At 70.5% G+C, this 26799-nt stretch carries 29 protein-coding genes and 1 pseudogene; 18 read left to right on the top strand and 12 right to left on the bottom strand.

The genetic code is table 11. The features are described from left to right. Nucleotides 1-14 precede the first annotated feature (14 nt). Nucleotides 15-1991, bottom strand: a complete 1977-nt coding sequence (locus Prubr_RS10245) for a hypothetical protein (RefSeq protein ID WP_212824319.1) — start codon at nucleotides 1989-1991, stop codon at nucleotides 15-17. On the opposite strand from Prubr_RS10245, the gene Prubr_RS10240 reads away from it, so the two are divergent. Then, nucleotides 1933-3255: a helix-turn-helix domain-containing protein gene (locus tag Prubr_RS10240; RefSeq protein ID WP_485020597.1), complete on the top strand. Its 1323-nt coding sequence runs from the start codon at nucleotides 1933-1935 to the stop codon at nucleotides 3253-3255. The genes Prubr_RS10245 and Prubr_RS10240 overlap by 59 nt on opposite strands. A gap of 140 nt (nucleotides 3256-3395) precedes the next feature. Here Prubr_RS10240 and Prubr_RS10235 read toward each other — a convergent pair whose 3' ends face one another. From Prubr_RS10235 to Prubr_RS10190, 10 genes are all read right to left on the bottom strand, one after another. Beyond that, entirely contained in the window at nucleotides 3396-3623 is a 228-nt protein-coding gene (locus Prubr_RS10235; protein ID WP_212824315.1) for a hypothetical protein, read from the bottom strand. Next, the gene (locus tag Prubr_RS10230; RefSeq protein ID WP_212824307.1) at nucleotides 3617-3910 is read right to left on the bottom strand and encodes a hypothetical protein; all 294 of its coding nucleotides are present in this window, start codon (nucleotides 3908-3910) and stop codon (nucleotides 3617-3619) included. The genes Prubr_RS10235 and Prubr_RS10230 overlap by 7 nt, the downstream gene beginning before the upstream one ends. After that, nucleotides 3907-4197, bottom strand: coding sequence for a hypothetical protein (locus Prubr_RS10225; protein WP_212824305.1), 291 nt, complete (start codon nucleotides 4195-4197; stop codon nucleotides 3907-3909). Before Prubr_RS10225 ends, Prubr_RS10230 begins: the two co-directional genes overlap by 4 nt. Next, nucleotides 4194-5018 (bottom strand): RNA polymerase sigma factor, encoded by an 825-nt coding sequence (locus Prubr_RS10220; protein WP_212824303.1) that lies wholly within the window; start codon nucleotides 5016-5018, stop codon nucleotides 4194-4196. The genes Prubr_RS10225 and Prubr_RS10220 overlap by 4 nt, the downstream gene beginning before the upstream one ends. Continuing rightward, a complete protein-coding gene (locus Prubr_RS10215; protein ID WP_212824301.1) occupies nucleotides 5015-5359 on the bottom strand; it encodes a DUF6907 domain-containing protein in 345 nt (114 codons plus the stop codon). Before Prubr_RS10215 ends, Prubr_RS10220 begins: the two co-directional genes overlap by 4 nt. Then, nucleotides 5356-5913: a DUF6907 domain-containing protein gene (locus Prubr_RS10210; RefSeq protein WP_212824299.1), complete on the bottom strand. Its 558-nt coding sequence runs from the start codon at nucleotides 5911-5913 to the stop codon at nucleotides 5356-5358. Before Prubr_RS10210 ends, Prubr_RS10215 begins: the two co-directional genes overlap by 4 nt. After that, nucleotides 5910-6443 carry a DUF6907 domain-containing protein gene (locus Prubr_RS10205; RefSeq protein WP_212824294.1) on the bottom strand — a complete coding sequence of 178 codons (534 nt, stop codon included), beginning with the start codon at nucleotides 6441-6443 and terminating at the stop codon, nucleotides 5910-5912. Before Prubr_RS10205 ends, Prubr_RS10210 begins: the two co-directional genes overlap by 4 nt. Further along, the gene (locus Prubr_RS10200; protein ID WP_212824286.1) at nucleotides 6440-7420 is read right to left on the bottom strand and encodes a hypothetical protein; all 981 of its coding nucleotides are present in this window, start codon (nucleotides 7418-7420) and stop codon (nucleotides 6440-6442) included. The genes Prubr_RS10205 and Prubr_RS10200 overlap by 4 nt, the downstream gene beginning before the upstream one ends. A gap of 123 nt (nucleotides 7421-7543) precedes the next feature. Beyond that, a complete protein-coding gene (locus tag Prubr_RS10195) occupies nucleotides 7544-7693 on the bottom strand; it encodes a hypothetical protein (protein WP_212824284.1) in 150 nt (49 codons plus the stop codon). 100 nt (nucleotides 7694-7793) lie between these two features. After that, nucleotides 7794-8828, bottom strand: coding sequence for a hypothetical protein (locus Prubr_RS10190; protein WP_212824282.1), 1035 nt, complete (start codon nucleotides 8826-8828; stop codon nucleotides 7794-7796). 178 nt (nucleotides 8829-9006) lie between these two features. Here Prubr_RS10190 and Prubr_RS10185 point away from each other — a divergent pair, with 178 nt between their 5' ends. The 11 genes and pseudogenes from Prubr_RS10185 to Prubr_RS10135 all read left to right on the top strand — a co-directional run bounded on the left by Prubr_RS10185 (nucleotide 9007) and on the right by Prubr_RS10135 (nucleotide 16021). After that, nucleotides 9007-9273: a hypothetical protein gene (locus tag Prubr_RS10185; protein WP_212824280.1), complete on the top strand. Its 267-nt coding sequence runs from the start codon at nucleotides 9007-9009 to the stop codon at nucleotides 9271-9273. A gap of 11 nt (nucleotides 9274-9284) precedes the next feature. Next, on the top strand, nucleotides 9285-9776 hold the full coding sequence (locus Prubr_RS10180; protein ID WP_212824278.1) for a hypothetical protein: 492 nt from the start codon (nucleotides 9285-9287) through the stop codon (nucleotides 9774-9776). 223 nt (nucleotides 9777-9999) lie between these two features. Next, nucleotides 10000-10455 (top strand): GNAT family N-acetyltransferase, encoded by a 456-nt coding sequence (locus Prubr_RS10175; RefSeq protein ID WP_212824276.1) that lies wholly within the window; start codon nucleotides 10000-10002, stop codon nucleotides 10453-10455. Nucleotides 10456-10870: 415 nt separating this feature from the next. Further along, the gene (locus Prubr_RS10170) at nucleotides 10871-11215 is read left to right on the top strand and encodes a PadR family transcriptional regulator (protein WP_212824274.1); all 345 of its coding nucleotides are present in this window, start codon (nucleotides 10871-10873) and stop codon (nucleotides 11213-11215) included. Then, complete coding sequence (locus Prubr_RS10165; protein WP_212824272.1) at nucleotides 11212-12297, top strand: DUF4407 domain-containing protein; 1086 nt, start codon at nucleotides 11212-11214, stop codon at nucleotides 12295-12297. The genes Prubr_RS10170 and Prubr_RS10165 overlap by 4 nt, the downstream gene beginning before the upstream one ends. A 394-nt stretch (nucleotides 12298-12691) precedes the next feature. Beyond that, nucleotides 12692-13312, top strand: a pseudogene (locus Prubr_RS10160) (ATPase, T2SS/T4P/T4SS family); the annotation flags it as partial. Then, on the top strand, nucleotides 13309-14211 hold the full coding sequence (locus Prubr_RS10155) for a type II secretion system F family protein (RefSeq protein WP_212824270.1): 903 nt from the start codon (nucleotides 13309-13311) through the stop codon (nucleotides 14209-14211). The pseudogene Prubr_RS10160 and the gene Prubr_RS10155, both read left to right, overlap by 4 nt. After that, the gene (locus tag Prubr_RS10150) at nucleotides 14211-14930 is read left to right on the top strand and encodes a type II secretion system F family protein (RefSeq protein WP_212824269.1); all 720 of its coding nucleotides are present in this window, start codon (nucleotides 14211-14213) and stop codon (nucleotides 14928-14930) included. The genes Prubr_RS10155 and Prubr_RS10150 overlap by 1 nt, the downstream gene beginning before the upstream one ends. Nucleotides 14931-14952: 22 nt before the next feature. Then, nucleotides 14953-15120 (top strand): DUF4244 domain-containing protein, encoded by a 168-nt coding sequence (locus Prubr_RS10145; protein WP_212824267.1) that lies wholly within the window; start codon nucleotides 14953-14955, stop codon nucleotides 15118-15120. Next, a complete protein-coding gene (locus Prubr_RS10140) occupies nucleotides 15117-15485 on the top strand; it encodes a TadE family type IV pilus minor pilin (RefSeq protein WP_425518001.1) in 369 nt (122 codons plus the stop codon). The genes Prubr_RS10145 and Prubr_RS10140 overlap by 4 nt, the downstream gene beginning before the upstream one ends. Further along, nucleotides 15482-16021 (top strand): Rv3654c family TadE-like protein, encoded by a 540-nt coding sequence (locus tag Prubr_RS10135; RefSeq protein WP_212824265.1) that lies wholly within the window; start codon nucleotides 15482-15484, stop codon nucleotides 16019-16021. Before Prubr_RS10140 ends, Prubr_RS10135 begins: the two co-directional genes overlap by 4 nt. A gap of 86 nt (nucleotides 16022-16107) precedes the next feature. On the opposite strand, the gene Prubr_RS10130 is transcribed toward Prubr_RS10135, so the two are convergent. After that, nucleotides 16108-18717, bottom strand: a complete 2610-nt coding sequence (locus tag Prubr_RS10130; RefSeq protein ID WP_425518000.1) for a DEAD/DEAH box helicase — start codon at nucleotides 18715-18717, stop codon at nucleotides 16108-16110. Between the two features lie 130 nt (nucleotides 18718-18847). On the opposite strand from Prubr_RS10130, the gene Prubr_RS10125 reads away from it, so the two are divergent. The 6 genes from Prubr_RS10125 to topA all read left to right on the top strand — a co-directional run bounded on the left by Prubr_RS10125 (nucleotide 18848) and on the right by topA (nucleotide 26793). Beyond that, nucleotides 18848-19240, top strand: coding sequence for an STAS domain-containing protein (locus Prubr_RS10125; protein WP_281425895.1), 393 nt, complete (start codon nucleotides 18848-18850; stop codon nucleotides 19238-19240). Then, nucleotides 19237-19674, top strand: a complete 438-nt coding sequence (locus Prubr_RS10120) for an ATP-binding protein (RefSeq protein ID WP_212824260.1) — start codon at nucleotides 19237-19239, stop codon at nucleotides 19672-19674. The genes Prubr_RS10125 and Prubr_RS10120 overlap by 4 nt, the downstream gene beginning before the upstream one ends. A gap of 263 nt (nucleotides 19675-19937) precedes the next feature. Further along, nucleotides 19938-22331 carry a sodium-translocating pyrophosphatase gene (locus Prubr_RS10115; protein ID WP_212824259.1) on the top strand — a complete coding sequence of 798 codons (2394 nt, stop codon included), beginning with the start codon at nucleotides 19938-19940 and terminating at the stop codon, nucleotides 22329-22331. Between the two features lie 111 nt (nucleotides 22332-22442). Then, a complete protein-coding gene (locus Prubr_RS10110; RefSeq protein WP_212824257.1) occupies nucleotides 22443-22988 on the top strand; it encodes a hypothetical protein in 546 nt (181 codons plus the stop codon). 17 nt (nucleotides 22989-23005) lie between these two features. Beyond that, nucleotides 23006-23608, top strand: a complete 603-nt coding sequence (locus tag Prubr_RS10105) for a hypothetical protein (RefSeq protein ID WP_212824255.1) — start codon at nucleotides 23006-23008, stop codon at nucleotides 23606-23608. 353 nt (nucleotides 23609-23961) lie between these two features. Next, nucleotides 23962-26793, top strand: a complete 2832-nt coding sequence (gene topA / locus Prubr_RS10100) for a type I DNA topoisomerase (RefSeq protein WP_212824253.1) — start codon at nucleotides 23962-23964, stop codon at nucleotides 26791-26793. Nucleotides 26794-26799: the final 6 nt, after the last annotated feature.

The following is a 26799-nucleotide window of genomic DNA, read 5'->3' as shown; positions in this document are numbered from 1 at the left end:
GGCATTGGTGGGTCTTATTGCTCCTTGCGGCTGGCCAGCCACCGCTTCGCTGCGGCCGGGCTGACGTGGGCCTTCTCGGCGAGTTGGGTGCCAGACGGCCGCTTGCCGAGCGTCTTGACGAGGTCGGGGAAGGCGGCGGCGCACCGGTCGGCGGTCGACGTCTTGGAGTCCGGCTCAACCGGCTCGGTGATGGTCTTCCGGCTCGGCTTGCTGGCGGCGCGTACCGGCTCACGTCGGGCCGGTTGAGCCGACTCACGGGTGACGGGCTGAGCCGGTTCATGAGCCGTTGACGTCGGCTCAGCGATCGGCTCACGGGTCGGCTCATAAGCGGCAACCTGAGCCGTTTCGTGGGTGACCTGAGCCGGCTCACCGGACGGCTCGTGAGCCGACTTGTGAGCCGAACGAGAGCGACCCTTGAGCCACCCCATGAGCCGATTTCCCGACGGCTCATCCGTCCGTACCTGAGCCGGCTCACCGGTCGGCTCGGCCGGGACGGGGGGAGCCGGAAGAGCGGCCCGCTCCGCGGCGGGCAGCGGCTCACGGGTCGGCTGCGGCTGGGTAGCGTTCACCCGGATCGGTCCGGTCGGCTTGATCCGCACCATGGGGTTCTCGAACCCGAGTCCGGCGTCGATGTGCCGGCGGACGTTGGCGCGGGCGGCCTGGGCGTCGAGCCGGATGCCGTCGCACAGGTTGCGGGTCGCGTCGTCGACATCGGTCCATGCCGGGCCGAGGTTGACCGGCTTGCCGCGGAGGATGGTGGCGGCGACGCGGATGCGGCCGGCGGGACGCTGGGCGCGGGCGCGGCGGCGTTCGGCGTTGTAGCCCTCCCATGCCTTGCGGGGGTCGCGGATCCCGTGGTCGATGCTCCAACGGCGGGCCTGGTAGGTGCGGAGGGGAAAGGCGCGGCGACGCTCCCGGCTGAACTCGGCACCGGCCTCATCGATCAGCGTCGGCGACTCGGCGATGAGCTGTACCCGCTGGGCGCGTCGGGTGTGGAGCCCCCACAGCCACGGCGACAGGCCAGACAGCAGGCCAAACGTGAGTGCGGCCGGGGTCGGAGCAAGGCCAAAGAAGTCCTCGCCAGCGAAATGCCAGTAGTTGATGCCGGCAACCACCATGGCGATCAGGTACGAGTACCGCCGGAGTCGGGCAGCCCCGGCATAGTCCTTCAAGAGCAAGCTGTCGTGGGCGTGCCACCCGACGTAGACGGAGATCGACTCGACGGCGGTGGCAAAGGCGACGGCAAGGCCGAGCTTGGCCAGCGGGCTCCAGCTCTCGTGTGAGATGTCGTGGTAGGCGAACTGAACCTGCCCGTAAACAGCAACTCCGTTGACGACGATCAGCGGAGCGACCGGGCGCAGTGCGGCGAGCCGGTTGCGGAGCTTCTCCCGCCGCTTCTCGCGCGCCTTCTCGTCCTTGCCGGCCTGCCGCTCGGCGTCTGCTTCCTCGTCGGCCTGGCGTTCGCGGGCGGCTTCCCGGTCGGCGGCAACTTGGAGGCGGCGCAGTTCGATGTCGTGCTTCGCCTGCTCGACGCGGGCAGCCGACTCGACGGCACGGGCCTGTGCGGCGGCGGCTGCGCTGATGGGGTCCTTCCGGCGCCACTTCATCGGATCGCCTCCGGGGTGCGGGTCGGACCGGTCGGGCCCTGAGCCCGTTGCCGGGTCGGCTTCGACTTGGTGTCCATGTCCATACCCCAAAGTCTTGCATGTCTTGCAACTCTTGCACAACCGCGAGACGATACGACCATGCAAATCCCCATCCCGATCACTGCCAGACGCAAGACGTGCACGGCTCGCTATGCTCTGGCCATGCCGCCGCCGGACCCCGCAGACCTCGAAAAGCGCGTACGCGAAGGCGCGTGGCTCCTGGCAGGCGACGTCGCCAAGCTGCTCGGAGTCGACCCGGCAACCGTCTGGCGCTGGACGAAGAGCGATCCGCCGTTCCTGCGATACCGGCACCGATCCGGACGCGGCCGATACCGCGAATACCACCCCGAAGACGTTCTCCGGGAACTCGAATCGAGTCGCCAGGTCGAGGGCGAGTCGCAGTCGTAGATCGCATGCGGCAAGCCTTGAGCCAGCTCAGGCCATACGTAAGGGTGAATGCGTCAGCCGCTGTCAGCCGACAAGGAGGCGACACGTGAGCGCCTTCGGAACTGAACTGCGGCGCCTACGGTCGCGCAATGGTCTATCCCTACGCGCTCTCGCCGCCCGCACCCACTACAGCCACGGCTACCTCTGGGATCTCGAACAGGGCCGCAAAACCCCGCCCCACGACACCGCGGCAGTCCTTGACCAAGCCCTCAACGGCAGCGGGGCACTCATTGCCGCGGCCTCCGGCATTCAGCCCGTACCCGACTGGGCCGACGACCGGCTCCGCACCGTGGTAGCCGGCAGCCATCACCCCGACCCCGCCACCGTCGACCACCTCGCCCAGGCGCTCGCCGTGCAGCGGCGCCTCGAGGACACCGTCGGTGCAGGACATGTCCTGCTTCCGGTCCTCGGGCAGACGGCCACCGTAGCCCAGATCCGTGCAGCGACCGTCGGCCCGCTGCACGACAAGCTGCTCCGGCTCGAATCCGCGTTTGCGCAGTTCGCCGGTTGGCTGCATCAGGATCTCGGCCGGCGGAGCGAGTCGGAGCAGTGGTACGCGCGGGCGCTCGCCCAGTCTCTTGAGGCCGGAGACAGCGGCATGACCGCCTCGATCCTGTCGATGCAGTCGAACGCAGCATGGGGTGCCGGGAACGTGCGGCGGGCGGTTGCGCTCGCGGAGGCGTCTGCCCGGCAGGCAACTACCCCCGGTGTGCTGGCGTTGTCCGAGCAGCAGCTTGCCCGTGGCCTAGCCGCCGCTGGTCAGCGGGACGACGCGTTGCGGGCGCTGGACCGGGCCGAGGCGCATTCGGTGGCCGCGATGAACAACCGGGACCGGGAGCCGGCTTGGATCTACTTCTCCGACCCGGCGCGGCTGCGAATCCAACGGGCGCTTGCACTGCGGGAGCTGGGCGACTATCGGGAAGCGGCCGACCTGTTCGAGCAGTCGCTTGCCGGGCTGCCGGACGGGTTCACTCGGGACCGCGGCCAGTACCTTGCCCGGCTTGCTGTGACGCATGCCCTGTCGGGGGAACGCGAGGGTGCGCTGCTGATCGCCGGGCAGGCGCGGGCGCTGGGCGTGTCGACGGGATCGGAGCGGACACTGCTCGAGGTGCGGCGGGCCGAGCAGCTCGCCGGTAGCCGAGAGCCTGACCGAGGTTCCTGAAGAACCTCAGTTGTGGGTCAGTGCCCCACGACAGACGGAGCCCCGAGCATCACGCTCGGGGGCTGCCTTCGTGGTCCAGTCCTGCCTGTCACCCGCTGTCGACATCCAGGGCGGGCTCTGCCTGCTCGGCGGCGTAGTAGTCACGAAGCGTCTGCCCCGCCTCGTGGGCTGCGGCGATGTCGTCGCGCTCGGCCCGCCGCCACCGCTGCCTTCGCCGCCTGCGTCACCAGCCGATGCGCCTCGTCGACGAGTACCACCATCTCGATGCGTCGCTTCTCGTCGTAGCTGATCGGACCCTGGCGTTCCTCAATGGTGGCCCAGTCGATCGACGGACCGGCAGCGGCCTCGCTTGCGGGGTTGTTCACCACGGGCACTCCTCGAGGATCGTGGAGTTTTCGGTGACGGCACCCAAAACCCGGTCGGTACGCAGGCGGGTCAGGTGCGGCTGGCGGGCAACGTCGGCGGCGGTACGCAGCATCTTGGCGACCGCGTGCCGGCGCTGCGCGTACCGGCCGACGACCTCGGCGCCGTAGGCGGTGACCTGCCAGGCGCTCTTGCTGCGCTCGGCGACGGCCAGGGGTGCCCGCTGGGGGTCGTCGAGGTCGACGGCGACGTACAGCCGGTCGGTGAGGACGGTGCGGTTGATGAGGATCACCGGTCCACCTCGATGAGCTGTCCGGGCGTGAAGCGCAGCAGACCGGGCTTGTCGAAGAAGATCCCGTAGATCACGACGAGCGGCTTACCGTCGCGGTCGTCGAACTCGTAGACGGCGACGACCGGCCACCGGTAGTTGACCTCGTCGGTGGTCGCGCCGCGGCTGATCAGGACGTGACCGGGTCGGGCCGACCTGGCACGGATGAGGCGACGGGCCGGGGTGGAGGCGGCGAGCGGCGTGATTCCGTCCGTCACCACCCCGGCCGTCACCGCGGCAACGGCGCTCACCGCCGGACCGCCTGACGCACGCGCACAACCTCGTCGCTGTCGAACAGGTGCGCGTCGTTGTCGTCGTCGTGGGCATCGGTGCAGACGCTGACCCGGTGGTCGCCGACGTGGTCGGCCTTCATCGGGATCCCGCAGCACCAGCCATCCAGGTGCACCACCTCAACGGTCTGCCACCCGTCCGCGGTACGGATCTGGTCGCCGACCTGCAGACGCCCGGCCGGCATGTCGACCCCGTCCGCCCCGGCCGCCCGCAAGGCGTCTTCGCGCAGGTACGCGGCCAGTTCGAGCGCCTGAGCGGACGTCATTCCGGTTCCGCAGTGGTCGCCGACGCTGACGTCGATCCAGTTCGCGGCGCTGCCGTCTTCTTCGACGAGGCGGGAGATCCCGACTCCGGGGGCGTGGCCGCCGCCGGGCCGGTCGATCTCGATGACCCGGTGGGCGGACATGTGGTAGGTCGAGCCGTCGCCCTTGTCGGGGGTGCAGTTCTGGAACGTGCACCAGTCCGGGCACGCCGCCGGCTGCGGGTGGATGTTGGCGGCGAGAGCCGCCCCGACCGTCACCTCAGCAACGGTCGGGGCGGACAGGATGGCCGGGGCGGTGGCACCGACCTGCGACAGCCGCTGGCAGGCGCCGGTGAAGATGCCCTTGACGGTGCCGGCGGCGAGCCCGAGCTGCCGGGCTGTGTCCTTGAGCGACCGCCCCTCGATCCCGTACATGACCAGCACCTGCTGCTGGGTGACCGTAAGGTGTCCGAGCGCCTCCGATACCTGACGGAAGAGGCTGCTGTTGCGGTAGCCGGACGGCATGGCCATGACGGTCATCGGGCCTGTCCTTCCGCCTGGTCGGCGAGGGCGATCAGGGCTGCCGCGACCTGCCGGGCCTGGGCCGGGGTCATGGCGGCGCTGTCGCCGGTCAACGCCCCGGCCTGGTCGGTGAAGATTTCGATCTTCGGGTCGGTGGGCAGGTCGTTGCCGGTGTACTGGCACAACTCGACCGCGACGTATGCGACCTTCTCGGGGTTGCGCCGCATGACCTCGATGCGAATCGGGTCGGCGGTGTGGAAGGCGCCCTTGTCGTCGGCGAACTCGTCGCAGGTCTGGTCGCACCAGTCCGGGCAGTCGCTGGTGACCGGAAGCAGGTTGGCGAGCGCCGGGGCCGTCATCGGATCACCGCCCGGCGTACCCAGACCCGCTCGTCGAACGGGAAGTGCCAGCCGTCGGTGTCGGTGTCGTTCTTCTCGGGAGTGAACGCGGCGGCGTGGCCGGACTGGGCGTCGATGAGCACCATGTAGACGGTCTGCCAGCCGTCGGGGGTGAGCAGCTCGTCGCCGATCTGGACGAACTGCGTACGGATCGACAGCTCACCGGTCGGCGGGGCGTCGGCGACGTCGGCGGCGTTGAGCAGGGCCGCGGCGAGGCGGCGGGCGTCGGTGGGGGTGAGTGCCCAGTCGGCCATGTGGTGCGGACCGTTGGTGGTGCCGGTGACCATGGTGACGAACGTGTCGCCGATCTCGTCCTCCATGTCGAGACGTGTGGTGGAGATGTCGATTCCCTTGTGTCCGGAGTACGCCTCGGCGGACTCGATCGAGATCTGGCGTACGGCGTGGTAGCGGCTGCCGTCGTCGCTGCCGGTCCAGTCGTCGCAGTTGCCGCCGCACCAGTCGGGGCAGGGCAGGTCGACGGGGGCGTTGACCTTCGGAAGGGCGGGGGCGGTCATCGGGTCACCGCCCGGCGGACGCGGACCGGCTCGGCCAGGTCGAAGCGCCATCCGCTGCTGATCTCGTCGGTGCGCTCGTCGGTGTAGAAGGCGGCGGTGTCGGTGTCGGTGACCATCAGGAGGTCACGAACGACCTGCCAGCCGTCGGGGGTGAGGATGTGCTCGCCGAGCCGCACGTCGCAGGCGGGCACCGTCTCGGTACCGGCCGGCATCGGGTCGGCGTTGTCGGCGGCACGGCCCAGCAGGGCGGCGAGCTTGCGGGCGGCGTCCGGGCCGATGTTCCAGTCCATGTCGCCAATGCCGTCGATCAGGATGTGGATCTGCGTGGCGCCCATCTGGTCGTCGTCCTCGCGGACGTTGCTGACGGTGACCTTGGTGCGCGGGTAGTCGGGCTCCTTCACGTGGACCGACGAGAAGGCGGAGCCGTGGTACCGCTCGCCGTTGCCCTCGTCCCAGGCTTCGCAGCCGCCGACGCACCACGGCGGGCACGGGAACTTGGCCGGCATCGGAACTGCGAGCTGCCGCTTCACGCCGCACCGCCGGTGACGAGGGTGAGCAGGTCGGCAACGTAGTCGGCAAACTGCCGCGCCTCAACCACCGTCAGCTCGAACGAGTACGCGGTCGAGTCCTCGCCGATCACCTTGCAGAAGTTGATGCGGGCCATCGACGACCGGTAGTGCTGGTACATCGCCAGCTCGAAGCGGGCCGGGGTCCGGCGCCCGCGGGGCTTCTCCAACAGCAGGTCGATCAGGATCGGGTTCTTGTAGACGTCGGAGGAGTGGTCCCGGCCGCCAACGGGGCACTGCGCGTCGTGTCGCTCAGCGCACCAGGCCGGGCACGCGTACTCCTGCCAGGCCGGGGCGCCGGCCGGGGCCGGCTCGGTCGGCAACGGGACGCTTCCGGCCTCGCACAGCTCGTCGAGCCGGGTGCCGATGAGGGCCGCTTCCCGAAGGGTGAGGTTCAGGGTCGGGGCGCCGGGCTGAACGTCGCGGTAGACGACGATCCGGGGCTCGATCTCGTGCTGCTCCTGCTCGGCCATCAACCACAGGAACGGCTCGTAGTAGGGGCCGTTCAGCTCGTCGCCGGGGAACGTAACCGGCTCGGCGAGCGACAGAGCGATCATGCGGTCTTCGCATCCGCTGAGGTGGTAGCGGATGCCGGGCTCGTCGGTGACGACGTGGTGGGCGATGCACCACTGCGGCGGGTTCGGGCCGAGCCAGTACGGCACCTGACCCCGGTTCTCCTGCATGCGCAGCGACATCTGGTGGCACGGCGGGATGGTCGGGGCGTCTGTGGCAGAGACTGCCACGGTTGCCGGCTGGGTGCTGGCGCCCTTGCCGCGCTTGCTGGTGCCGGCCGGGCGGGTGTTCAGGGTGGCGCGGTCGGTCAGGTTGAGGATGTTGCCGAATCGGGAGCGGCTCTGCGCGGTCGGAACGTTGGCGTTGCTGGCCTTGGTGGTGGGCTTGGCGGACTTGTTGGCCTTGGTGCTGCGCGCGGACCTGGTCAAGACGGTCTCCCTACAGAGGGCGGAAAGCTGGGTTCGGGGCTGGGTGCCTCGAGTGGCGGCCTCGCGGCTGCCCTGCGGCGGACGTACCGGGTGCTGGGACGTCCACCACAGGGCTGCCGCCGGCTAGCCGAGCGAGGCGCGGATGGCGTCGCGGCGGGCGTTGGAGCGGCCACCGCGGCTATAGCGGACGGCGCGGACGGTGCTGCCGGCGCGGACGGTGCGGGTGCCGGAGAAGTCGCGGGCGGTGTAGCCGATGGTCTGCGAGCTGGACATGGCGGGCTCTCCCTTGCGGGCCGGGGTGAAGGGTGGGGGTGGTGCGAAGTTGGCGCCTCGGGCTGGCTACGCCCTCACTGGCAGCAGCCAGCCCGAGGGGTCAGCGGGGGTTGTCGCTGCGGACGTACATGGCCCGGAACTGCTGGATGGCCTGCGGGCTGACCGAGTCCGGCAGGCCGAGTTCGGCCCGGATCTCGTCGTCGGTGCCGACCACCATGAGCAGGGCCGTGTCGGCGGCCATGGCGTCGAGTTCGGCGGCGTCCGGCGTCGCGTCGCTGAACATGAGCACCGGGTGCTGACCGACGTCGCCTCGGGCGCGCGGGGGCGTCTCCATCGGGGCGGGGCTGGTGAGGGTGGCGAGGACGTCGGCGGCGAGCGTGTCATCAGCCGGGGTGCTGTACGTGTCCAGTTCGGCGTTCAGGCGGGCGATGGCCCGGCTGTTGTGGCGCCGCATCGCCTCGGCGAGGTCGTCGCGGACCTGCTGCTCGCCGCGCCGGTCGTAGCCCTCGGCCTTCCATCCCTGAGCGGTCAGGGTCGCTCCGGTGGTCCGGAAGACGGAGGCGCTGACCTGCACCTTCTCGAGGTAGACGTCACCTTTGGCGGCGAGTCCTTCGAGCTGGGCGATGGAGGCGCCCTTGCCGCGGGTGATCCGGCCGTTGTTCTCGGCCATCCGCTTCCGCAGCCGAAGCTGGGCGGGGCTGTACTTGCCGCGTACGACCGCGCGGCGGCGGCGGACCTGCGGGCTCGAGGCGAAGCCGGCGAGGTCGGTCTTCACGTCGTCGAAGGTCCGGGCGCCGGCCTCCACGGTGATCGCCTCGGCTTCCGCGATAACCTCTGCCGCCGCCGCGTTCTCAAGGACTGCCTCAGCAGCCCACTGCGCGTACATCGGGGCGAGGCGGACCTGGTCGACGATCTCGACCGGGGTCAGGTTCTGCTCGGCCAGGTCGCGGATCTGGGCGTAGTAGGCGCGGGCGGCCCGAACGTCGTCGAAGTTGCGGCTCAGCTCGTCGATCCGGTTTGGTCCGGCCCACACGGTGATCGAGATGTGGGTGTCGAACGGGACGGATTCGAGGTGGATGAGGCCGTAGGGGCGGCTGGTGCGTTCGGGCTCGGGGCTGCTGCTAGCGTTCAGCACGGGTCGAACTCCTGTCAGAGTCAGGGCTTCGATCAAGGGCTCCGGGGCGATTGCAGTCGCTTTCCGGAGCCCGTCTTGCTATGCCACAAGCCTAACCCCCATGTGGCATCCTGGCAAGACCCATGTGGCCGAACGGGTCACTAGATGTGGCCACACGGGGTGTGGAATCATGCCACCCATGACTGACGAACTTGAACGGACGGCGACGGCATACCGTGCCGCCGTCGCAGAAGAGACAGAGGCCAAGGCGGCACTCGCCGCAGCCAAGCAACGCAGGGACGACGCGCGCAAGAAGGTCGAGGACACCCGCGGCCCTCTCGCCGCTGCGATCGTCAAGGAAGCCCGCCAAGGCCGGAAGCAGGCCGACATCGCCCGGATCAGCGGCTACAACCGCGAGAACGTCCGCCGAATCTGCCGAGCCGCCGGCATCGAGCCCACCGACTAGGAAGGGGAGCGATGGCATTCCGCAAGACGTCCTGCAAGACCTACGAAGAGGGTGCGACGTCGTTCGGGAACACCCTCGAGGCGGGCCGCTACTTCGCCGCAATCGACTGCCTCGAGCTGCCCAGGCAGTCGAACCGCGAAGACCGCATCATTACCCACGGCTACGCGGTCGGGTTCGGGCAGTGGTTCTTCTTCGACGCACTCGAACCGGCCTTGGCGTTCGGTCGAGCTGCTCGCATGTCGACGGACTGCCGCGGATACGGCGTGTACCGGGCAGCCCACGAAACGGTCTTCTGTGACGAGCACCAGGCCGACGAGCGGGTGCTGCACCTGACCGGCGTCAGCCTCGACCGCAAGCCTGACGAGGTCGAGCCGCTCAAACGGTTCGTTCAGGCCGTCAAGGAGAACCCTTGGTCAGCGCACTGGCACGAACCGACCGGCTACATCACCGACTACGGCAGCGGTCGCCCGATCAAAACTCGACGCCGCTCGCTGCCCCTGTAGCCGCGGCACCCGACCTTCGTGGCGTCACGAAGATCACTCCGGCTCCGCTCGCAGAACCCGCCAACAATAGGAACCCGCCAACATTCGCCAACCTGACCCCCGAGCATCCTTCTCCGGGCGTCACGAAAAGCACAACGGCCCGCCGTCGTAGCGGCCGTTTCCGCAGGTAGACAGGCTGCCGCGCCAGCGCGGTAATCTACGTCGGTTGCAGCAGGGAGTCGCCGTGGATCTCATTTTGATCGAGAAGCGCCGTCAGCCGAGCGATGACAGGGAGTTCTGGTTTTTGTTTGAGTACAGCAACGAGTTCAATTCAGACTGGTGGAATAGCCACGACCTCCGCGTGGGCGCATGGGCATTCCTTGAGATCCGCGACGGCGATATCGAAGTAGCGCGGATCCACCTGAGGGCTGAAGTCCCGATCGGACACTACGCAGGGACGCCTCAGCTTGGTGCCGCAGCACTTGGAATCCAGTTCATAGAGGTAGCGGAGTCCCGGCGAGGTCAGGGCATCGGCACCAAGGCTGTGCAGATGCTCGTCGAGCGGTACCCCGGCCGGCGGTTGGTTGCGTTCAGCGAGGCTGATCGCTTCTGGGCGTCGCTGGGATGGAGGCGGTACGACCACTCGGACGGGGCAGATCGGTTCCAGGCAGTGTTCATCCAGCCGGAACTGGGAGCCTGAGCCCGCCCGGCTCGGCCCAGCCGTCTCCAACGCCTTAAAACGCAAGAGAAAGACTGCCCTATCGGGCGCGTTCTCGGCGTCGACAAGCACAAGGTTCGACGCGCCTACACTCCCAGTGCGCCGGTACGCCCACGAACAAGCCCGCTGCTGGCAAATGCGCCATCCAGGACATCCGGCACCCCTCGAGCGCCACGAAGAGAGCAGACGACTAGGTCGCCCTGTCGGTAAGTCGACTTAGTCATGCCTTGCTGGGTCATGTTGCGGTTTGGGCGGTTGCAGGTCTGGCGCGTGCGGCCCTGACAGTGAGGGTGGCGTGCGGTGCCAGCCGACGCACCTGCGACCTTCGAGGTGGCCGATGTCGAGGTGGATCAAGTAGGGGACAATATCCCTTGTGGGGGCTATGTAGAGTGTCTACATGCCACCGGACGAACTGAAATTGACGATGACTGTCGGAGCCGTGGTCCGCGAGTTCCTCATGGATCCACAGGTGCCCCGCTACGGGTTCGACCTGATGCGGGCAACCCACCTGCCCAGCGGCACGCTGTATCCGATCTTGGCGCGGCTGCAACGGGCGGGCTGGGTGACGAGTCATCAGGAGGACATCGATCCGTCCGTGGCGGGCCGACCCGCGCGCCGTTTCTACAAGATCACCGCCCACGGCGCAGAGAATGCCCGACTCCAGTTGGCCGAACTGAGCGAGCGGCTCCGGCCACCGGCCGGTGGCCGGCTTCGTCCCAGCCTCGAAGGAAAATGGGCGTGAACGTCGTCTGGGTGGTCGCAGCGTTCGTTGGCGGTCTCCTTCTCGCAGTCCTCTCCGATCTGATCAGCGACGAGGTGCGCGGCAGGCTAGATCAAGTGCCGTTTCAACTTCTGCGACTCGCGGCCCGCCGGCTCCCCGCTCAGCTACGGAACGACATCTACTTACATGAATGGATGCCCGAACTGCACCACATCCTCCGCAGGGAGGAGGCGAAGCCGATCACCCGCCTTTACCACGGCCTGCGTTTCGCCGCCGGCCTCTTACGTAGCGGTCCTCAAATCGCACGTGAGCTGGGCGACACGCGCAAGCAACGGCTTGTCGCGTGGGCGCCTGGCCGCTGGTTGCGCACCATGACCGGAGTTGACGAGCGGCTCCTGGACCGGGTTCCGCAGGAGCGACTGCGCTATACGGGGCTCGGCCTGCTGGTAGTCACTACCGGGCTTTTCAGTGCAGTCACCATGGCCAGCGCGTTTACGCTCTTGCAAACACCCTGGTGGTTCGTCATTCCGACAGCATTGCTCTGGGGTGGCGCAATCGCGCTAGCCGATCGATGGCTTATTTCCTCGCAGCACGGACGTCGCAATAAGCGGCGCATGATGAATCTGGTTTATCGGCTAGTTTGTGCGACGGTGGTGGGTATAGTGCTGGGCGAACCGATATTAATGAAGATCTTTGAGGTGGAAATCAATCGGCAGGTGCGAGCCGATCGGCTGGCTACGCTGACCCAGTACGAGGCTGATTTGCGAATGTGTAACCAGTTGTTGCACGAAAGTACGTCCTCCCGGCCGTTGGGCTGCGCGAGCATGACCCTGGTAATGGCTCCAGGTGCCACTCAACAGGAGATCGACACCTTGATTGGGCGCCAGGTGTCGGCACTGCGCGAAAGCTACGGACCAGTGGGACTGCTGGACAAGGTGAAAGCGCTCGAAAGCCTTTCTGGCCGGAGTTGGCAGTTGCGGTTTCTGATGTGGATGATTCAGATAATGGCCCTTACAATCGCATGCCTGCCAATCATAGCGCTCGTAATGGCTCGCAAATCAAGGTATGACCATCTCTACCTGCAAGAAAACACCTCTCGCTAGCTCGATAACTCGCACCCGACGTCGGCGTCTTCCACTCCGCCGCCCGTCCCAGGCGCGGGGGACGCCCGCGCGATGTGCTCGTCTTTAGCGTCCGAGACGTGGTGAGAAGATCGCGCGCCGATCCGAGAGAAAGGTAGCGTCTTGAGGCGCTACCTTTCTCTTTGCTGATTGACGAACCAGGATATGGCAGACCATTCTGCTCTCTTAGAGGATCATCATCTACAGGACGCTCAGCCCTCCAGTGTGCTGAGCATCCTCCGGGCGCCTGCACGACAGCGGCCCCAGCAAGCAGCCCGGTGTCTCGCCGGTCGGCTTCGTAACGTGAACCCACAAGTAACGTGAACCTCGAGGGGCGGAAACCCGTTTGACCTGCTGATACGTCCTGAGGTGCGATAGTGTTACATCTGCGAGGTTGGCTAAGACGACGCTGCTGAACACGCTGCTCGGCATGGTGCCCTCCCACGAACGGATCGTGCTGGTCGAGGACGCCGCCGAACTGCGGCCGATCCACCCGCACGTGGTCGCGCTCCAGGCCCGTACCTCCAACGTCGAGGGCGCCGGATCGGTCGGCCTCAGCGACCTGGTACGGCAGGCCCTGCGCATGCGTCCCGACCGGCTGGTCGTCGGTGAGTGCAGAGGCGCCGAGGTCGTCGATCTGCTGGCCGCACTGAACACCGGACACGACGGCGGAGCGGGAACCCTGCACGCCAACGCGCCCGCCGACGTACCGGCCCGGCTGGAAGCGCTCGGTCTGCTCGGTGGCCTGCCCAGAGCGGCCCTGCACGCCCAGGTCGCCGCCGCGCTCCAGGTGCTGCTCCAGGTACGACGCACGAGCACCGGTCGGGTGCTGGAGTCGATCTGCCTGCTCCTGCCGGCCGGTCCGGACCGGCTGGTGACCGCCGTACCGGCCTGGCGCAACGGGGCGGGCGCGGGTCCGGGCGCACCCATGCTGGCCCGGTTGTTCGGCGAGCGTGGTGTCCCGATCCCCGCCGCCATCGGCGGTGATCGACCATGACCGGATTCGCCGCCGCCGCTCTTTTGACCGCCGCGCTGGTGGCCGGCTGGCCGGCCCGGCACGGGCGGGCCCGCTGGGCCGGCCTGGTCGGTCACCGGGCCGAGCAGGTGGTCGGGGCGACCAGGCGCCGCCCGACCCTCGACGCCTTACCGCCGGCCCGGGCCGGGCTGCTCGCCGCGGCACTGCTGGCCGTTCCTGGCGGGCTGGTCGGCGGGCCGGTCGCCGCCACGGTCGTCGCGGTCTACGGCTGGTTGGCCGCCCGTACCGTGCTGCGCAGCCGCGCGACCCGTAGTGCCGCCCGGCAACATCGGGCGTCCCTCGACGACCTGTGTGCGCTCGCCGCCGACCTGCGCGCCGGGTTGCCGGCCGCCGCCCTGCTCACCCAGACGGCGTCCGCCGTGCCCCTGCCCGAGCCCAGGCGTCAGGGCGACGACCGGCTTGCCCGGCTGACCGGCGCCGCGGGCCGGCTCGCCGAGCAGACCGGCGCGCCGCTGGCCGAACTGATCGAACGGATCGAGGCGGACGCCCGGGCCATGGATCGCGCCCGGGCCGCCGCAGGGGCACAGGCGGCCGGCGCCCGGGCCACCGGCTACCTGCTGGCCGGGCTGCCGATCGGCGGCATCGCCCTGGGCTACGGCATCGGCGTCGACCCGCTCGACGTGCTCCTGCGTACCCCGATCGGAGCCGCCTGCGCGCTCGGCGCGGTCGTGCTCCAACTCGCCGGACTGACCTGGACGGAGCGGCTGGTCGGCGCACCTGAGCGCGCCGGCCCGCCGGCGGGAAGGCGCATCGACAGTCCGTTCCCGCCGACCGGTGTTCGCGGCACGCCGGACCGGGACCGCGGCAGGCGGGCGGCGATCCGAACCGGTCACGGCAGCGCCTCCAACCGGGTGTACTGATGTCGGCGTCGACCGTCGCCGCCGGCTGTCTCACCGTGATTGCCCTGGTGGTCGCACTTCCCGGCCCTGCGACGACCCGAGGTCGCCTCGTCCGGGTGCTCGGCGACGCCCGGCGTCCACCGCGACGCCCCGACGTCGTACGGGTCGGTGCCGTCCTTGGCGGCCTGGCCACCGCGATCGTGCTCGGCGACTGGGGTGGGCTGGCGGTGGGAGTCGCCGTCGCCATCGGGCTCGACCGGTCGCTGCGGCGCCTCGAACCCGCCGCGCAGCGGGCCAGGCGGCTGCGGGAGTTGGCCGACCTGCCACTGGCCGCCGACCTGCTCGCCGCGGCACTGCGGTCGGGTGCACCGGTCGACCGGGCCGTCGGCGCCGTGGCGCAGGCCCTCGACGGCCCGCTCGGTGACCGGCTGACCGCGGTCGCCCGATCCCTGCGGCTCGGCGCCGAACCCGAGGAGGCATGGGCGCACCTTGCCCCCGTACCCGGGGCCGAGCGGCTGGCCGTGGCGGCGGTGCGCTCGGCCGGCAGCGGCGCGGCGCTGGCCGGGGCGCTGACCCGGCTCGCCGACGACCTGCGGGCGGACCGCGCGGTCGCCACCGAGGCGGCGGCCCGCCGGGCGGGAGTCCTCATCGTGCTGCCGCTCGGGCTGTGTTTCCTGCCCGCCTTCATTCTCGCCGGCCTGGTGCCGGTGATCGTCGCCGTGCTCGACGACGTGCTGTAACCCGACCGAGAAAGGACCCGTCATGCGCAAACTCATCGCCCGGCTCCAGGGCGACGCCGGGATGAACACCGCCGAGTACGCCGTCGGCACGCTCGCCGCCGTCGCGTTCGCCGGCATCCTGCTCAAGGTGCTCACCTCCGGCAACGTGCAGTCCGCGCTCACCGCCGTGATCGACCGGGCGCTCAAGTGATCCGGCGCCGGTCAGGTGGCCGCGACCGGGGCTCGTTCAGCGTCGAACTCGCGGCCGGGCTGCCGGCGCTCCTGCTGTTGTTGCTGCTCGGACTCACCGCGGTCAACGCGGTGACCGCGAAGGCGCAGTGCGTCGACGCGGCGCGGGAGGCGGCGCTGGCCGCCTCCCGCGGCGAGCCGGGAACGGCGGCGGGACAGCGGGTGGCACCGCCCGGCGCGACGGTCTCCGTGACCGTCCGTGGCGACACGGTCGTGGCGACCGTCCGGGCGCCGGTACGCACGCTCGGCGCCCGCCTGCCGAGCCTGGCCGTGACCGCCACCGCGGTCGCCGCCGTCGAGCCCGACCTGCCGGAGCCGGCGCCGTGACCGCGACCGGGCCGGCGGAGCACGAGCGCCCACCCGCGGCGGCTTCCGCCCGCGCGGCGGACCGGCCCGCCCGCGCGGCGGACCGGCCCGCCCGCGCGGCGGACCGGCCCGCCCGCGCGGCGGACCGGCCCGCCCGCGCGGCGGATCGCTCCCGCCCGGCAGTGGACCGGGGGAGCGCCTCGCTGTGGGTGTTGGCCGCCGGGCTCGTGCTCGTGGCGGCCGGTATCGCCGGCGCCGCGGTCGGCGCCGCCCGGGTCGCGGGCCAGCAGGCGAAGGTGGCGGCCGACCTCGGGGCGCTGGCCGGTGCCGCCGGTGCCCTCGACGGCGCTGGTCCGGCGTGCGGCCGGGCAGGGCTGATCGTCGAGGCGAACGGTGCCCGGCCCGTGTCGTGCATCCTCGATGGTCTCGACGTCATCGTCACCGCAGAGATGATCGTGCACCCGATGCCCGGTCTGGCGCGGACCACCCGCGCCACCGCCCGCGCCGGGCCGGTCCGCGCGGGGCCGGTCGGCGCCGGTCCGGGCGGTGCGTGGTGACGTGCGCGGTCGTGCCGCGACCGCACCCCGAACCACCCCACTCGGGCATCGGGGCCGTGGCGACGCCGGGACCGGACCCCGCGCGACTACTCCGGCAGGTGCGTCAGCACCACGTCGAGGACCTTCACCGCTTCGGCCTTCGCGAGCGGGTTGTTGCCGTTGCCGCACTTCGGCGACTGGACACACGACGGGCAGCCCGTCTCGCAGCGGCATTCCCTGATCGCGTCGCGGGTGGCCCGCAGCCACGACGCCGCCGTCCCGTACGCCCGCTCGGCGAAGCCGGCGCCGCCGGGATGCCCGTCGTAGACGAACACGGTCGGCGCCTCGGTGTCGGGGTGCGCCGCGGTGGACAGCCCGCCGATGTCCCACCGGTCACAGGTGGCCACCAGCGGAAGCAGGCCGATGGCGGCGTGTTCGGCGGCGTGCAGCGCGCCCGGTACGTCGGCCGCGTCGACACCGGCCGCCGCCAGCGCCCGCGGTGACAGGGTGAACCACACCGCGACGGTCCGCAGCTCGCGGGTCGGCAGATCCAGCGGGCGGGTGTCGATGACCTCGCCCGAGCCGATCCGACGGCGCTGGTACGACACCACCTGGCTGGTCACGTCGACCTCGCCGAGAAAGAGCCCCACCGGGCCGGCATCCACGTAGGAGCGGACCGAGACCACGGAGAGCGAGGTGACGTCCCGGGCATGGGTGGACCAGTCCGGCTCCTCGGCGTGCACCAGCGCGCAGGCGTCGTCGAGATCGAGTTCGTCGACGACGTACGACACGCCCTGGTGCAGATAGACCGCGCCGGGGTGCACCAGGAAGTGCGCCGACGACGGGTCGACGGTGCCGAGCAGTCGCCCGGTCGCCGCCTCGACCACACACAGCGGTGCGCCGCCGGTGCCGCGCAGGTCGACCTCCGGCCGTCCGCTGTGCCGCCAGTACCAACCCGTCGGCCGCTGCCGGAGCGCGCCGGCCTCGACCAGGGCCGTCACGGCGTCGTCCGAGCCGGGGCCGAAGAGTTCCAGGTCGGCCGGTGTCAACGGGGCTTCGACCGCGGCACAGCAGAGCTGCGGGCCGAGGACGTACGGGTTGGACGGGTCGAGGACGGTGGACTCGACCGGGCGGCCGAACACCGCCTCGGGGTGATGCACCAGGTAGGTGTCGAGCGGGTCGTCGCGGGCCACCAGCACGGCCAGTGCCTCACCACCGGCCCGGCCGGCCCGCCCGGCCTGCTGCCACAACGACGCCCTGGTGCCCGGATAGCCGCAGATCAGCACGGCGTCGAGCCCGATCAGGTCGACGCCCAGCTCCAGTGCGTTGGTCGAGGCGAGGCCGAGCAGGTCACCGTCGAGCAGGGCGCGTTCCAGCGACCGCCGCTCCTCCTTCAGATAGCCGGCCCGGTAGGCGGCCACCCGGGCGCCGAGGCCGGGCACCGCCTCGTCGAGCGATCGACGGGCCATCGTCGCCACCACCTCGGCGCCCTTGCGCGAGCGGACGAATGCCAGCGTGCGGATCCCGGCTGACACCGCGTCGGCGAGCAGGTCGGCCGTCTCCCGCAGCGCCGACCGGCGTACGGCGTCCACCACCGCGTCGTCGCCGGCCGCGGGCCGCCCGTCACCCTCCCGCAGGACCGGCCGTCGGGCGGCCGGCACGACGGCACCGTCGCCCGGCGCCCCGCCGGCTGCCGGAGCATCCTCCGCCGGCCGGTCGGGCCGTCGCCCGTCGCCCGTCGGACCGTCGCCCGTCGGACCGTCGCCCGTCGGGTCGTTGTCCGTGGGGCTGTCGTCGGTGGGGGCGTCGCGAGCAGTCGGGTCGACGGCGGCCCCGGACGGCCGGGGCTCGGCGGGCAGCAGCGGCGGTTCCCACAGCGCGAAGGTCACCCCGCCGCGGGGCGAGGCGTCCTCCACGACCGCCTCGACGGGCAGGCCGGTGAGCCGCCCCGCCGCCGTGGCCGGATCGCCCGAGGTGGCCGACGCCAGCACGAACACCGGCGTACGCCCGTACCTGGTGACCTGGCGGCGGAGCCGGCGCAGCACGTGCGCGACGTGCGAGCCGAACACGCCGCGATAGGTGTGGCACTCGTCGACGACGACGAACGCGAGTCGGCGCAGGAAGCCCGCCCAACGGGCGTGACCGGGCAGGATGCTGTGGTGCAGCATGTCGGGGTTGGTCAGCACAAAGCGGGAGTGCTGGCGGATCCAGTCCCGTTCGGCGCGCGGCGTGTCGCCGTCGTACGCGGCGGGGCGGATCCCGGGAAGGGCGAGGCTGTCGACGGCACGCAACTGGTCGGCGGCCAGCGCCTTGGTCGGCGCGAGGTAGAGCACGGTGGCCCGCGGGTCGGTGAGCAGCCGGGACAGGGCGGGCAACTGATACGCCAGCGACTTGCCCGACGCGGTGCCGGTGGCGACGACGACGTGCTGACCGCCGTACGCGAGTTCGGCCGCCCGGGCCTGGTGCTTCCAGGGCGCGACGACGCCGCGTCCGCTGAGCGTGTCCCGCAGCTCCGGCGGTACCCACCCGGGCCAGTCGGTGGTGACGCCGGCGCGGGCCGGTATCCGTTCGACGTGGGTGACGGCGGAGCCTTCGGTGGTCCGGTCGGCCCGCGGGTACAGGTGCCGCAGCAGGTCGGACGGTGCCGCGGCGGTGGCCGGCGGCCGATCCGGGCCGCCAGCCGCGGATACTGTGGCTGCGGAGGTCACGCCCTGCACTCTCGCACTGGTGTGCGGATATGGGAAATGGTCGTGGGGTATATGACGCGACGGGGGGTCGAACCTCGTGCGGACCGGTTCGCCTACCCGATGGTTAGATGCCAGGAGCGTTCCTGGCGGAGGAGGATCCATGGACAGGCCGATGGACAGTGAGGGGCAGTCCAGAGACGCGATGTCGCTGGTGACCCGCACCGTCGACGGGCACACGGTGCTGGAGGTCGGCGGCGAGGTCGATCTCGTCTCCGGTACCCGGTTGCGGGAGCGGTTCCTCCAGTTGATCGACGGCGGTTCCCGCAGCGTCGTGGTCGACCTGGGCGGGGTGACGTTCATCGACTCCACCGGCCTGGGGGTGCTGCTCGGCGGCCTGAAGCGGCTGCGTGCGGTCGGGGGTACGTTCAGCCTGGTCTGCGACAAGGAACCCCTGCTCAAGATCTTCCGGATCACCGCCCTCGACCAGGTCTTCCCGATCTTCGCCACTGCGGAGGAGGCCCTCAGCGCTGGTCAGGCCGGTCCGGCGGCGTGATGTCGACGGTTCGACTCTCGTTCTCGCCGGCGCCGGTGCACGTGCGGACCGCACGGCTGGTCGGTGTGGCCGTCGCCCGTCGGGCCGGGGTGGCCGAGGAGTTGCTCGACGAGGTACGTCTCGCGATCGGTGAGGCGTGCACGCGGGCGGTCGCCCTGCACCGCCAGTACGGGCTGCCCGACCTGGTGCTGATGGAGATGTCCGACGAGGCCTCCTACACCGTACGGGTGATCGACCGGGCGCCGATCGAGGCCGGGCTGGGTCTGGCGGCGTTGCCGCCGGACGAACTCGCCGACGAGTCGCTCACCGACGAGGCGCTCACCGTCGGAGTGGGGTTTGCCCTGTTGGCCGGCTTTGTCGAGGACCTTCAGGTGCGTCCGGTCGACGAAGGGATCGGTACCGAGGTCCGGATGGTGTGGCCGGTGGGACGGTAGCGCCGGTGCGGTCCGACCGACCGCACCGGACCGCATGCCGATGGCGCCGCTTCGCGCAACCGGTACTACAGCGAAAAACATCACCGTGTCACAGTGGGTGGACGGTGTGACCTCTACCACGGTCTGCCGCTACAGTACCCGGGGTTATCAGCAACAGCCTGGCCCGCAGCCCGCGATGCCGGGTGAGTCGATGCTCCACGCGTGGAGTCGCCGGGCCGGTTCGTCCGCCGGTCGGCGCGAGCGTTCGGTACAGGAGGACATAGATGTCCGGGACCTTGGCCGCCGAGGGCGGCGGGTTGTCCCTTACCGGCGAGAATCTCTCGTACGTCATTGTCGCCGCGGTAATCGCGCTGGTGGCGCTCGGCTTTGCCGGCGCACTGGTAAAGGCGGTTCTGGCGACCGGTAAGGGCACCACCAACATGCAGGAGATCGCCGGTGCCGTCCAGGAGGGCGCCTCGGCATACCTGTTCCGCCAGTTCAAAACCCTCGGCATTTTCGTCGTCATCGCCGTGGTGCTGCTCTTCCTGCTGCCGGTGCACGGCGAGGGGGACAACGAGACGCTGGTGAAGATCGGCCGGTCGGCCTTCTTCGTCGTGGGTGCGGCGTTCAGCGCCTTCATCGGCGGGGCCGGGATGGCGCTGGCGACCCGGGCCAACCTACGGGTGGCCGCGGCGGCGCGGGAGAGCAGCGGTGGCCGCGAGGCGGCCATGCAGATCGCGTTCCGCACCGGCGGTGTGGTCGGCTTCCTCACCGTCGGCCTGGGCCTGTTCGGTGCCGCGGTGGTCGTGCTGATCTTCAAGGCCGACGCGGCGACCGTGCTGGAGGGCTTCGGGTTCGGTGCCGCGCTGCTGGCCATGTTCATGCGGGTCGGCGGCGGCATCTTCACCAAGGCGGCCGACGTCGGCGCCGACCTGGTGGGCAAGGTCGAGCAGGGCATCCCCGAGGACGACGCGCGCAACCCGGCGACGATCGCCGACAACGTGGGCGACAACGTCGGTGACTGCGCCGGTATGGCCGCCGACCTGTTCGAGTCGTACGCGGTGACCCTGGTCGCCGCGCTGATCCTCGGCCGGGCGGCGTTCGGCGAGCAGGGACTGGTGTTCCCGCTCATCGTGTCCACCGTCGGTGTGATCATCGCGATCATCGGGGTCTTCATCACCCGCCTGCGCGCCTCCGACCGCACCGGCATGGTGGCGATCAACCGGGCGTTCTACGCCTCGGCGGTGCTGTCCGCGGTCCTGGTCGCGGTCGTGTCGTGGATCTACCTCCCGTCGAGTTGGCCGGCGCTGCTCGGTGACGACTGGCGGTCGGTGCTGGACCTCGACGCGGACGAGAGCCTGCCGTTGAGCCCGCCGCTGGTGGCCATCGGCGCGGTCATCATCGGCATCGTGCTGGCGGCGGCGATCCAGGCGCTGACCGGGTACTTCACCGAGACGCACCGGCGCCCGGTGCAGGACATCGGCAAGAGTTCGCTGACCGGTCCGGCGACCGTCGTGCTGGCCGGCATCAGCATCGGGCTGGAGTCGGCCGTCTACTCGGCGCTGCTGGTCGGTGCCGGTGTCTACGGCGCGTTCCTGCTCGGCGGCGGCTCGCTGACCCTGTCGCTCTTCGCGGTGGCGCTGGCCGGTACCGGCCTGCTGACCACGGTCGGCGTCATCGTGGCGATGGACACCTTCGGCCCGATCTCCGACAACGCGCAGGGCATCGCGGAGATGTCCGGCGACATCGACGAGCAGGGGGCGCGTACGCTCACCGAGCTCGACGCGGTGGGTAACACGACGAAGGCCATCACGAAGGGCATCGCGATCGCGACGGCCGTGCTGGCCGCGACCGCGCTCTTCGGCTCCTACACGAGCAGCGTACGGGCGGCCCTGGACTTCCCGACGCAGGAGGAGCTGGACCTCTTCGTCTCCGAACTGCTCAACGTGGCCAACCCGAACAACCTGGTCGGACTGATCATCGGCGCGGCGGTGGTGTTCCTCTTCTCCGGGCTCGCCATCAACGCCGTGTCCCGGTCGGCGGGCGCGGTGGTCATGGAGGTCCGCCGGCAGTTCCGCGAGTTCCCCGGCATCATGGACCGCACGCAGCGGCCGGAGTACGGCCGGGTCGTCGACATCTGCACCCGGGACGCGCAGCGCGAGCTGCTGACCCCCGGCCTGCTGGCGATCATGGCACCCATCGCGGTCGGCTTCGGGCTCGGCGCCGGTGCGCTGGCGGCCTACCTGGCCGGTGCGATCGGTGCCGGCGTACTCATGGCCGTGTTCCTGGCCAACTCCGGTGGCGCCTGGGACAACGCGAAGAAGCTGGTCGAGGACGGTGCCTACGGCGGCAAGGGCTCGGAGTCGCACGCCGCGACGGTCATCGGCGACACCGTGGGTGACCCGTTCAAGGACACCGCCGGCCCGGCGATCAACCCGCTGATCAAGGTGATGAACCTGGTCTCGCTGCTGATCGCCCCGGCGGTGGTGACCCTCAGCATCGGCGACGACGCCAACCATCCGGCGCGGATCGCCATCGCCGCGGTCGCCGTGCTGGTCATCGTGGCGGCCGTGGTGTTCAGCAAGCGCAAGCCGGTCGCCATCGGCGACACCCCGGGTGGACCGGGCAGCACCGGTGACGGTGCGCCGGACCAGAAGCCGGAGACGGTCACCGCCTGAGCGGATCGACGGTCGCGGGGGCCCTTTTCCGTACGGCGGGAAGGGGCCCCTTCGTCGTTCGGCCGTGATCGCACTGCTCCTGGCTGGCCGTCAGGCCGTACGCTGCTTCGCATGCGTAGGCCCCGGGCGACCACCGTCGGCATCTTCACGGCGGTGGTGGTCGCGTTCGCCGTCCTTGCCGGCGGGTGCTCCTCGGCCCCGGCACCTCGGGCCTGGGCGGCCGCCGTCTGCGACGCGCTCGGCCCGTGGCGATCCGAGATCCACAACCTCACCAGCCGGACCCAGCAGCAGATGACCGCGATGACCACGCCGGCACAGGCCAAGGAGAACCTGGTACGCCTGCTCGGTGGCGCCGAGCAGGCGAGCGAGACCGCGCGGGCCAAGGTCGAGCAGGCCGGGGTGCCCGATGTGGAGCAGGGTGAGGCCGTCGCGCGGGGGTTCGTCACGTCGCTGACCGCGGTCCGCGATGCCTACGGCCGGGCCAGGACGGCGATCGAGGGCCTGGCCACCACCGGTGCGCCGGAGACCTTCTACGCCGGTGTCCGGGCCGCCGTCGACGTCCTCAACCGGGAGTACGACGAGAGCGCGCTGGATACCAGCAGGCTCAACTCCGAGGAGCTGAAGCAGGCCTTCGACGAGGTTCCGGAGTGTCGCTGACGCCACCTACCGCGGGGGTGCCGGGACCGTCCGATCCGGTCCGGCAGCTCTCGCTGTTCGGGGTGGAGGCGGCGGAGCCGTCGCCGGCCGATCTCGCCGGCCTGCTGGCCGGGCCGGGTGAGGTGGTGCGGATGGGGGGCACGGCACGGGTGACGGTCGTCGTCGACGCGGCCTGGCGGGTGCACGTGCTGGTCGCCGAGCTGGCGACCCGTGGGCTGGCCGCGACCTGGGAGCCGGCGGCCGACGACCGGCTCGTCGTGCGTACGTCGTACGCGACGACGCTCGCGCCGCTCGGGCGGGCCTGGCTGCGGGGCGCGGTGAAGCAGCCGCCGAGTGGTCTACATCTCAACGGGCGGCGCCTGCGGCTCTGGGCGGCGGCGGCCGGCACGGTCGAACCGGCCGGGTTCGTGCTTCGGCTGGGGGTCGGCGACGAGGGCTGCTGGGAGTCGGTGGGGGGTGCGCTGGCGGCGGTCGGCCTGCCCGCCGCCCTGGTCGGGGCGGGTGGCGCCGGTCCGGCGTACCGGATCACCGGGCGCCGGCGCCTGCGTCGGCTGGCGGAGATGGTCGGTGACCGCCCGCCGGCCGCCCCAATGGCCGAGTGGCCCGACCCAACTGTCTAATTCACGACAGTAGATGGCTGTTGCGGTCCGGGGTGCGGTTGCGCGGGATTCGGTGTCATCTGCCCTGATCGCGGGCGGTCGTCGAACACCAACCGCATCCGTACGGTGGCTTTCCGTAGCCTGGTGAGATCGGCCTACCTCCGGTGCGGTGGGCGCCGTCACGTTGTTCATAGGTGTACGGTGTCGCCGTCCGTCGGATGAGCCGCGGACAGCGCTCCACACCCGGTCAGAGGCGGTTTGCGAGGGAGGTTTGACCGCCCGCGCGGCTTCGGGCCGGAACGCGGGTTACGTTGGACGTCTGCCTGCACGGCGGGTAAGCCGGGCGGCACACGAGGTCGAGGTCAGGGAGAGACGTGCCGAGTAACGACAGGAGCAACCGTCTGGTCATCGTCGAGTCCCCGGCGAAGGCCAAGACGATCTCGGGCTACCTGGGCCCGGGGTATGTCGTCGAGGCCAGCCTGGGCCACGTCCGTGACCTGCCCCGCAACGCCGCCGACGTGCCCGCCAGGTTCAAGAAGGAGCCGTGGGCGCGGCTCGGCGTCGACGTCGACAACGGCTTCACCGCGCTCTACGTCGTCTCCGCCGACCGGCGCCAGCAGATCGCCAAGCTGACCAAGCTGGCCAAGGAGGTCGACGAGGTCTTCCTCGCCACCGATGAGGACCGCGAGGGCGAGGCGATCGCCTGGCACCTGGTCGAGACGCTCAAGCCCAAGGTGCCGGTCAAGCGGATGGTCTTCCACGAGATCACCAAGCCGGCCATCCAGGCGGCCGTGGCCAACCCGAGGGAGATCGACCGGCACCTGGTCGACGCTCAGGAAGCCCGCCGGATCCTTGATCGGCTGTACGGATACGAGGTTTCCCCGGTTCTGTGGAAGAAGGTCATGCCGCGGCTGTCGGCCGGCCGGGTGCAGTCCGTGGCGACCCGGATCGTGGTCGAGCGGGAGCGCCAGCGGATGGCGTTCCGCACCGCCGAGTACTGGGACATCCTGGCCACCCTGGCGGTCGACGCCAAGGACGTCGGCGAGGGCCCGCGTACCTTCCACGCCACCCTCGTCGCCCTCGGCGGTGACCGGATCGCCACCGGCAAGGACTTCGAGGCGACCACCGGCCGGGTCAAGCCGGGTGCGTCCGTGGTCCACCTCGACGGCGACGGCGCCCGCGGGCTGGCCGCCCGCCTCGACGGCCGGCCGTTCACCGTCACCCGGGTCGAGGAGAAGCCCTACCGGCGCCGGCCGTACGCGCCGTTCATCACCTCGACGCTGCAGCAGGAGGCGGCCCGCAAGCTGCGGTTCTCGTCACAGCAGACGATGCGCACGGCGCAGCGGCTCTACGAGAACGGCTACATCACCTACATGCGTACCGACTCGGTCAACCTGTCGGAGACCGCGATCATCGCGGCCCGCCGGCAGATCACCGAGCTGTACGGCGCGGGCAGCGTTCCGCCGGAGCCGCGTCGCTACACGGGCAAGGTCAAGAACGCCCAGGAGGCGCACGAGGCGATCCGTCCGGCCGGCGACAACTTCCGCACCCCGGGCGAGGTGGCGAACGAGCTGTCGGCCGAGGAGAACAAGCTCTACGAGCTCATCTGGCGGCGCACGATCGCCTCCCAGATGACCGACGCCGTCGGCATGTCGGTCTCGGTACGGATCCGCGCCGTGTCGACCGCCGGCGAGGAGGCCGATTTCGGCGCGACCGGCAAGACGATCACCGAGCCGGGCTTCCTCAAGGCGTACGTCGAGTCCAGCGACGACGAGAGCGCCGAGGCCGAGGACGCCGAGCGCCGGCTGCCGAAGCTGGCCAAGGACCAGCCGCTCACCGCCGACGAACTGGCTCCGACCGGGCACCACACCTCGCCGCCGTCGCGTTACACGGAGGCGTCGCTGGTCAAGGCGCTGGAGGAGCTGGGCATCGGCCGGCCCTCGACGTACGCGTCGATCATGCAGACCATCCAGGACCGTGGTTACGTCGTCAAGCGCGGCCAGGCGCTGATCCCGTCGTTCCTGGCGTTCGCCGTGGTCGGACTGCTGGAGCGGCACTATCCGCGGCTGGTCGACTACAACTTCACCGCGGCGATGGAGAACCAGCTCGACGAGATCGCCGGCGGTGACTCGGCCGCGGTCGACTTCCTCACCTCGTTCTACTTCGGCAGCGAGGTGGCCGGCGACGACTCGATCGCCCGGGCCGGCGGCCTGAAGCGGCTGGTCACCGAGAACCTCAGCGAGATCGACGCGCGCAGCGTCAACTCGATCCCGTTGTTCCGCGACGACGAGGGCCGCGACGTGGTGGTCCGGGTCGGCCGCTACGGGCCGTACCTGCAGCGGGCGTTGCCAGGGGCGGAGGCGGCGCCGGCCGCCGAGGGCGAGGGCGGCGAGGGGCCGGCCGGTGACCGGACGTCCATCCCGGAGGGGGTGGCACCGGACGAGCTGACCCCGGAGAAGGTCAACGAACTGTTCCTCGGCGGGGGCGGCGAGCGCAAGCTGGGCGAGCACCCCGACACCGGTGAGCCGATCGTGCTCAAGTCCGGCCGCTTCGGCCCGTACGTCTCCAGCGGGGACCGCAACGCCTCGCTGTTCAAGTCGCAGTCGCCGGAATCGCTGACGCTCGCCGAGGCGCTGCGCCTGCTGAGCCTGCCCCGGCTCGTCGGGAAGGATCCGGAGGGCGCCGAGATCTTCGCGGCGACCGGCCGCTACGGCCCGTACGTCAAGCGTGGCGAAGACTTCCGCTCGCTCGACTCCGACGACAAGATCTTCACCGTCGCCCTGGACGAGGCGCTGGCTCTGCTGGCCGCGCCGAAGACCCGGCAGCGTCGGGCCGCCGCCCCGCCGCTGCGCGAGATGGGCGTCGACCCGCTGACCGACAAGCCGCTGGTCATCAAGGACGGCCGGTTCGGGCCCTACGTGACCGACGGCGAGACCAACGCCTCGCTGCGCCGGGGGCAGACGCCGGAGGCGCTGACCATCGAGCAGGCGTCGGAGATGCTGTCGGAGAAGCGGGCCAAGGGGCCGGCGCCGAAGAAGACCACGGCGAAGAAGGCGGCCCCGAAGAAGGCGACGGCCGACGGCGGCACGCCGGCGAAGAAGGCGGCACCGCGCAAGGCGGCGAAGAAGGCCACGGCGAAGAAGGCGGCGCCGGCCAAGAAGGCCGCACCGAGGAAGGCGTCCACCGGGCAACCGGCCACGGAGTGACCGGGT

It is taken from the genome of Polymorphospora rubra (assembly GCF_018324255.1).
Classification (GTDB): Bacteria; Actinomycetota; Actinomycetes; order Mycobacteriales; family Micromonosporaceae; genus Polymorphospora; species Polymorphospora rubra.
This window is presented reverse-complemented; position numbering and strand designations above follow the sequence as displayed.

What these genes read in the sequence shown, in the direction of transcription:
- Prubr_RS10220 (WP_212824303.1), bottom strand. Translation starts at nt 5,018, where the DNA reads ATGACCGTCATGGCCATGCCGTCCGGCTACCGCAACAGCAGCCTCTTC.
- Prubr_RS10215 (WP_212824301.1), bottom strand. Translation starts at nt 5,359, where the DNA reads ATGACGGCCCCGGCGCTCGCCAACCTGCTTCCGGTCACCAGCGACTGC.
- Prubr_RS10210 (WP_212824299.1), bottom strand. Translation starts at nt 5,913, where the DNA reads ATGACCGCCCCCGCCCTTCCGAAGGTCAACGCCCCCGTCGACCTGCCC.
- Prubr_RS10195 (WP_212824284.1), bottom strand. Translation starts at nt 7,693, where the DNA reads ATGTCCAGCTCGCAGACCATCGGCTACACCGCCCGCGACTTCTCCGGC.
- Prubr_RS10185 (WP_212824280.1), top strand. Translation starts at nt 9,007, where the DNA reads ATGACTGACGAACTTGAACGGACGGCGACGGCATACCGTGCCGCCGTC.
- Prubr_RS10180 (WP_212824278.1), top strand. Translation starts at nt 9,285, where the DNA reads ATGGCATTCCGCAAGACGTCCTGCAAGACCTACGAAGAGGGTGCGACG.
- Prubr_RS10170 (WP_212824274.1), top strand. Translation starts at nt 10,871, where the DNA reads ATGCCACCGGACGAACTGAAATTGACGATGACTGTCGGAGCCGTGGTC.
- Prubr_RS10155 (WP_212824270.1), top strand. Translation starts at nt 13,309, where the DNA reads ATGACCGGATTCGCCGCCGCCGCTCTTTTGACCGCCGCGCTGGTGGCC.
- Prubr_RS10150 (WP_212824269.1), top strand. Translation starts at nt 14,211, where the DNA reads ATGTCGGCGTCGACCGTCGCCGCCGGCTGTCTCACCGTGATTGCCCTG.
- Prubr_RS10145 (WP_212824267.1), top strand. Translation starts at nt 14,953, where the DNA reads ATGCGCAAACTCATCGCCCGGCTCCAGGGCGACGCCGGGATGAACACC.
- Prubr_RS10125 (WP_281425895.1), top strand. Translation starts at nt 18,848, where the DNA reads ATGGACAGGCCGATGGACAGTGAGGGGCAGTCCAGAGACGCGATGTCG.
- Prubr_RS10115 (WP_212824259.1), top strand. Translation starts at nt 19,938, where the DNA reads ATGTCCGGGACCTTGGCCGCCGAGGGCGGCGGGTTGTCCCTTACCGGC.
- Prubr_RS10110 (WP_212824257.1), top strand. Translation starts at nt 22,443, where the DNA reads ATGCGTAGGCCCCGGGCGACCACCGTCGGCATCTTCACGGCGGTGGTG.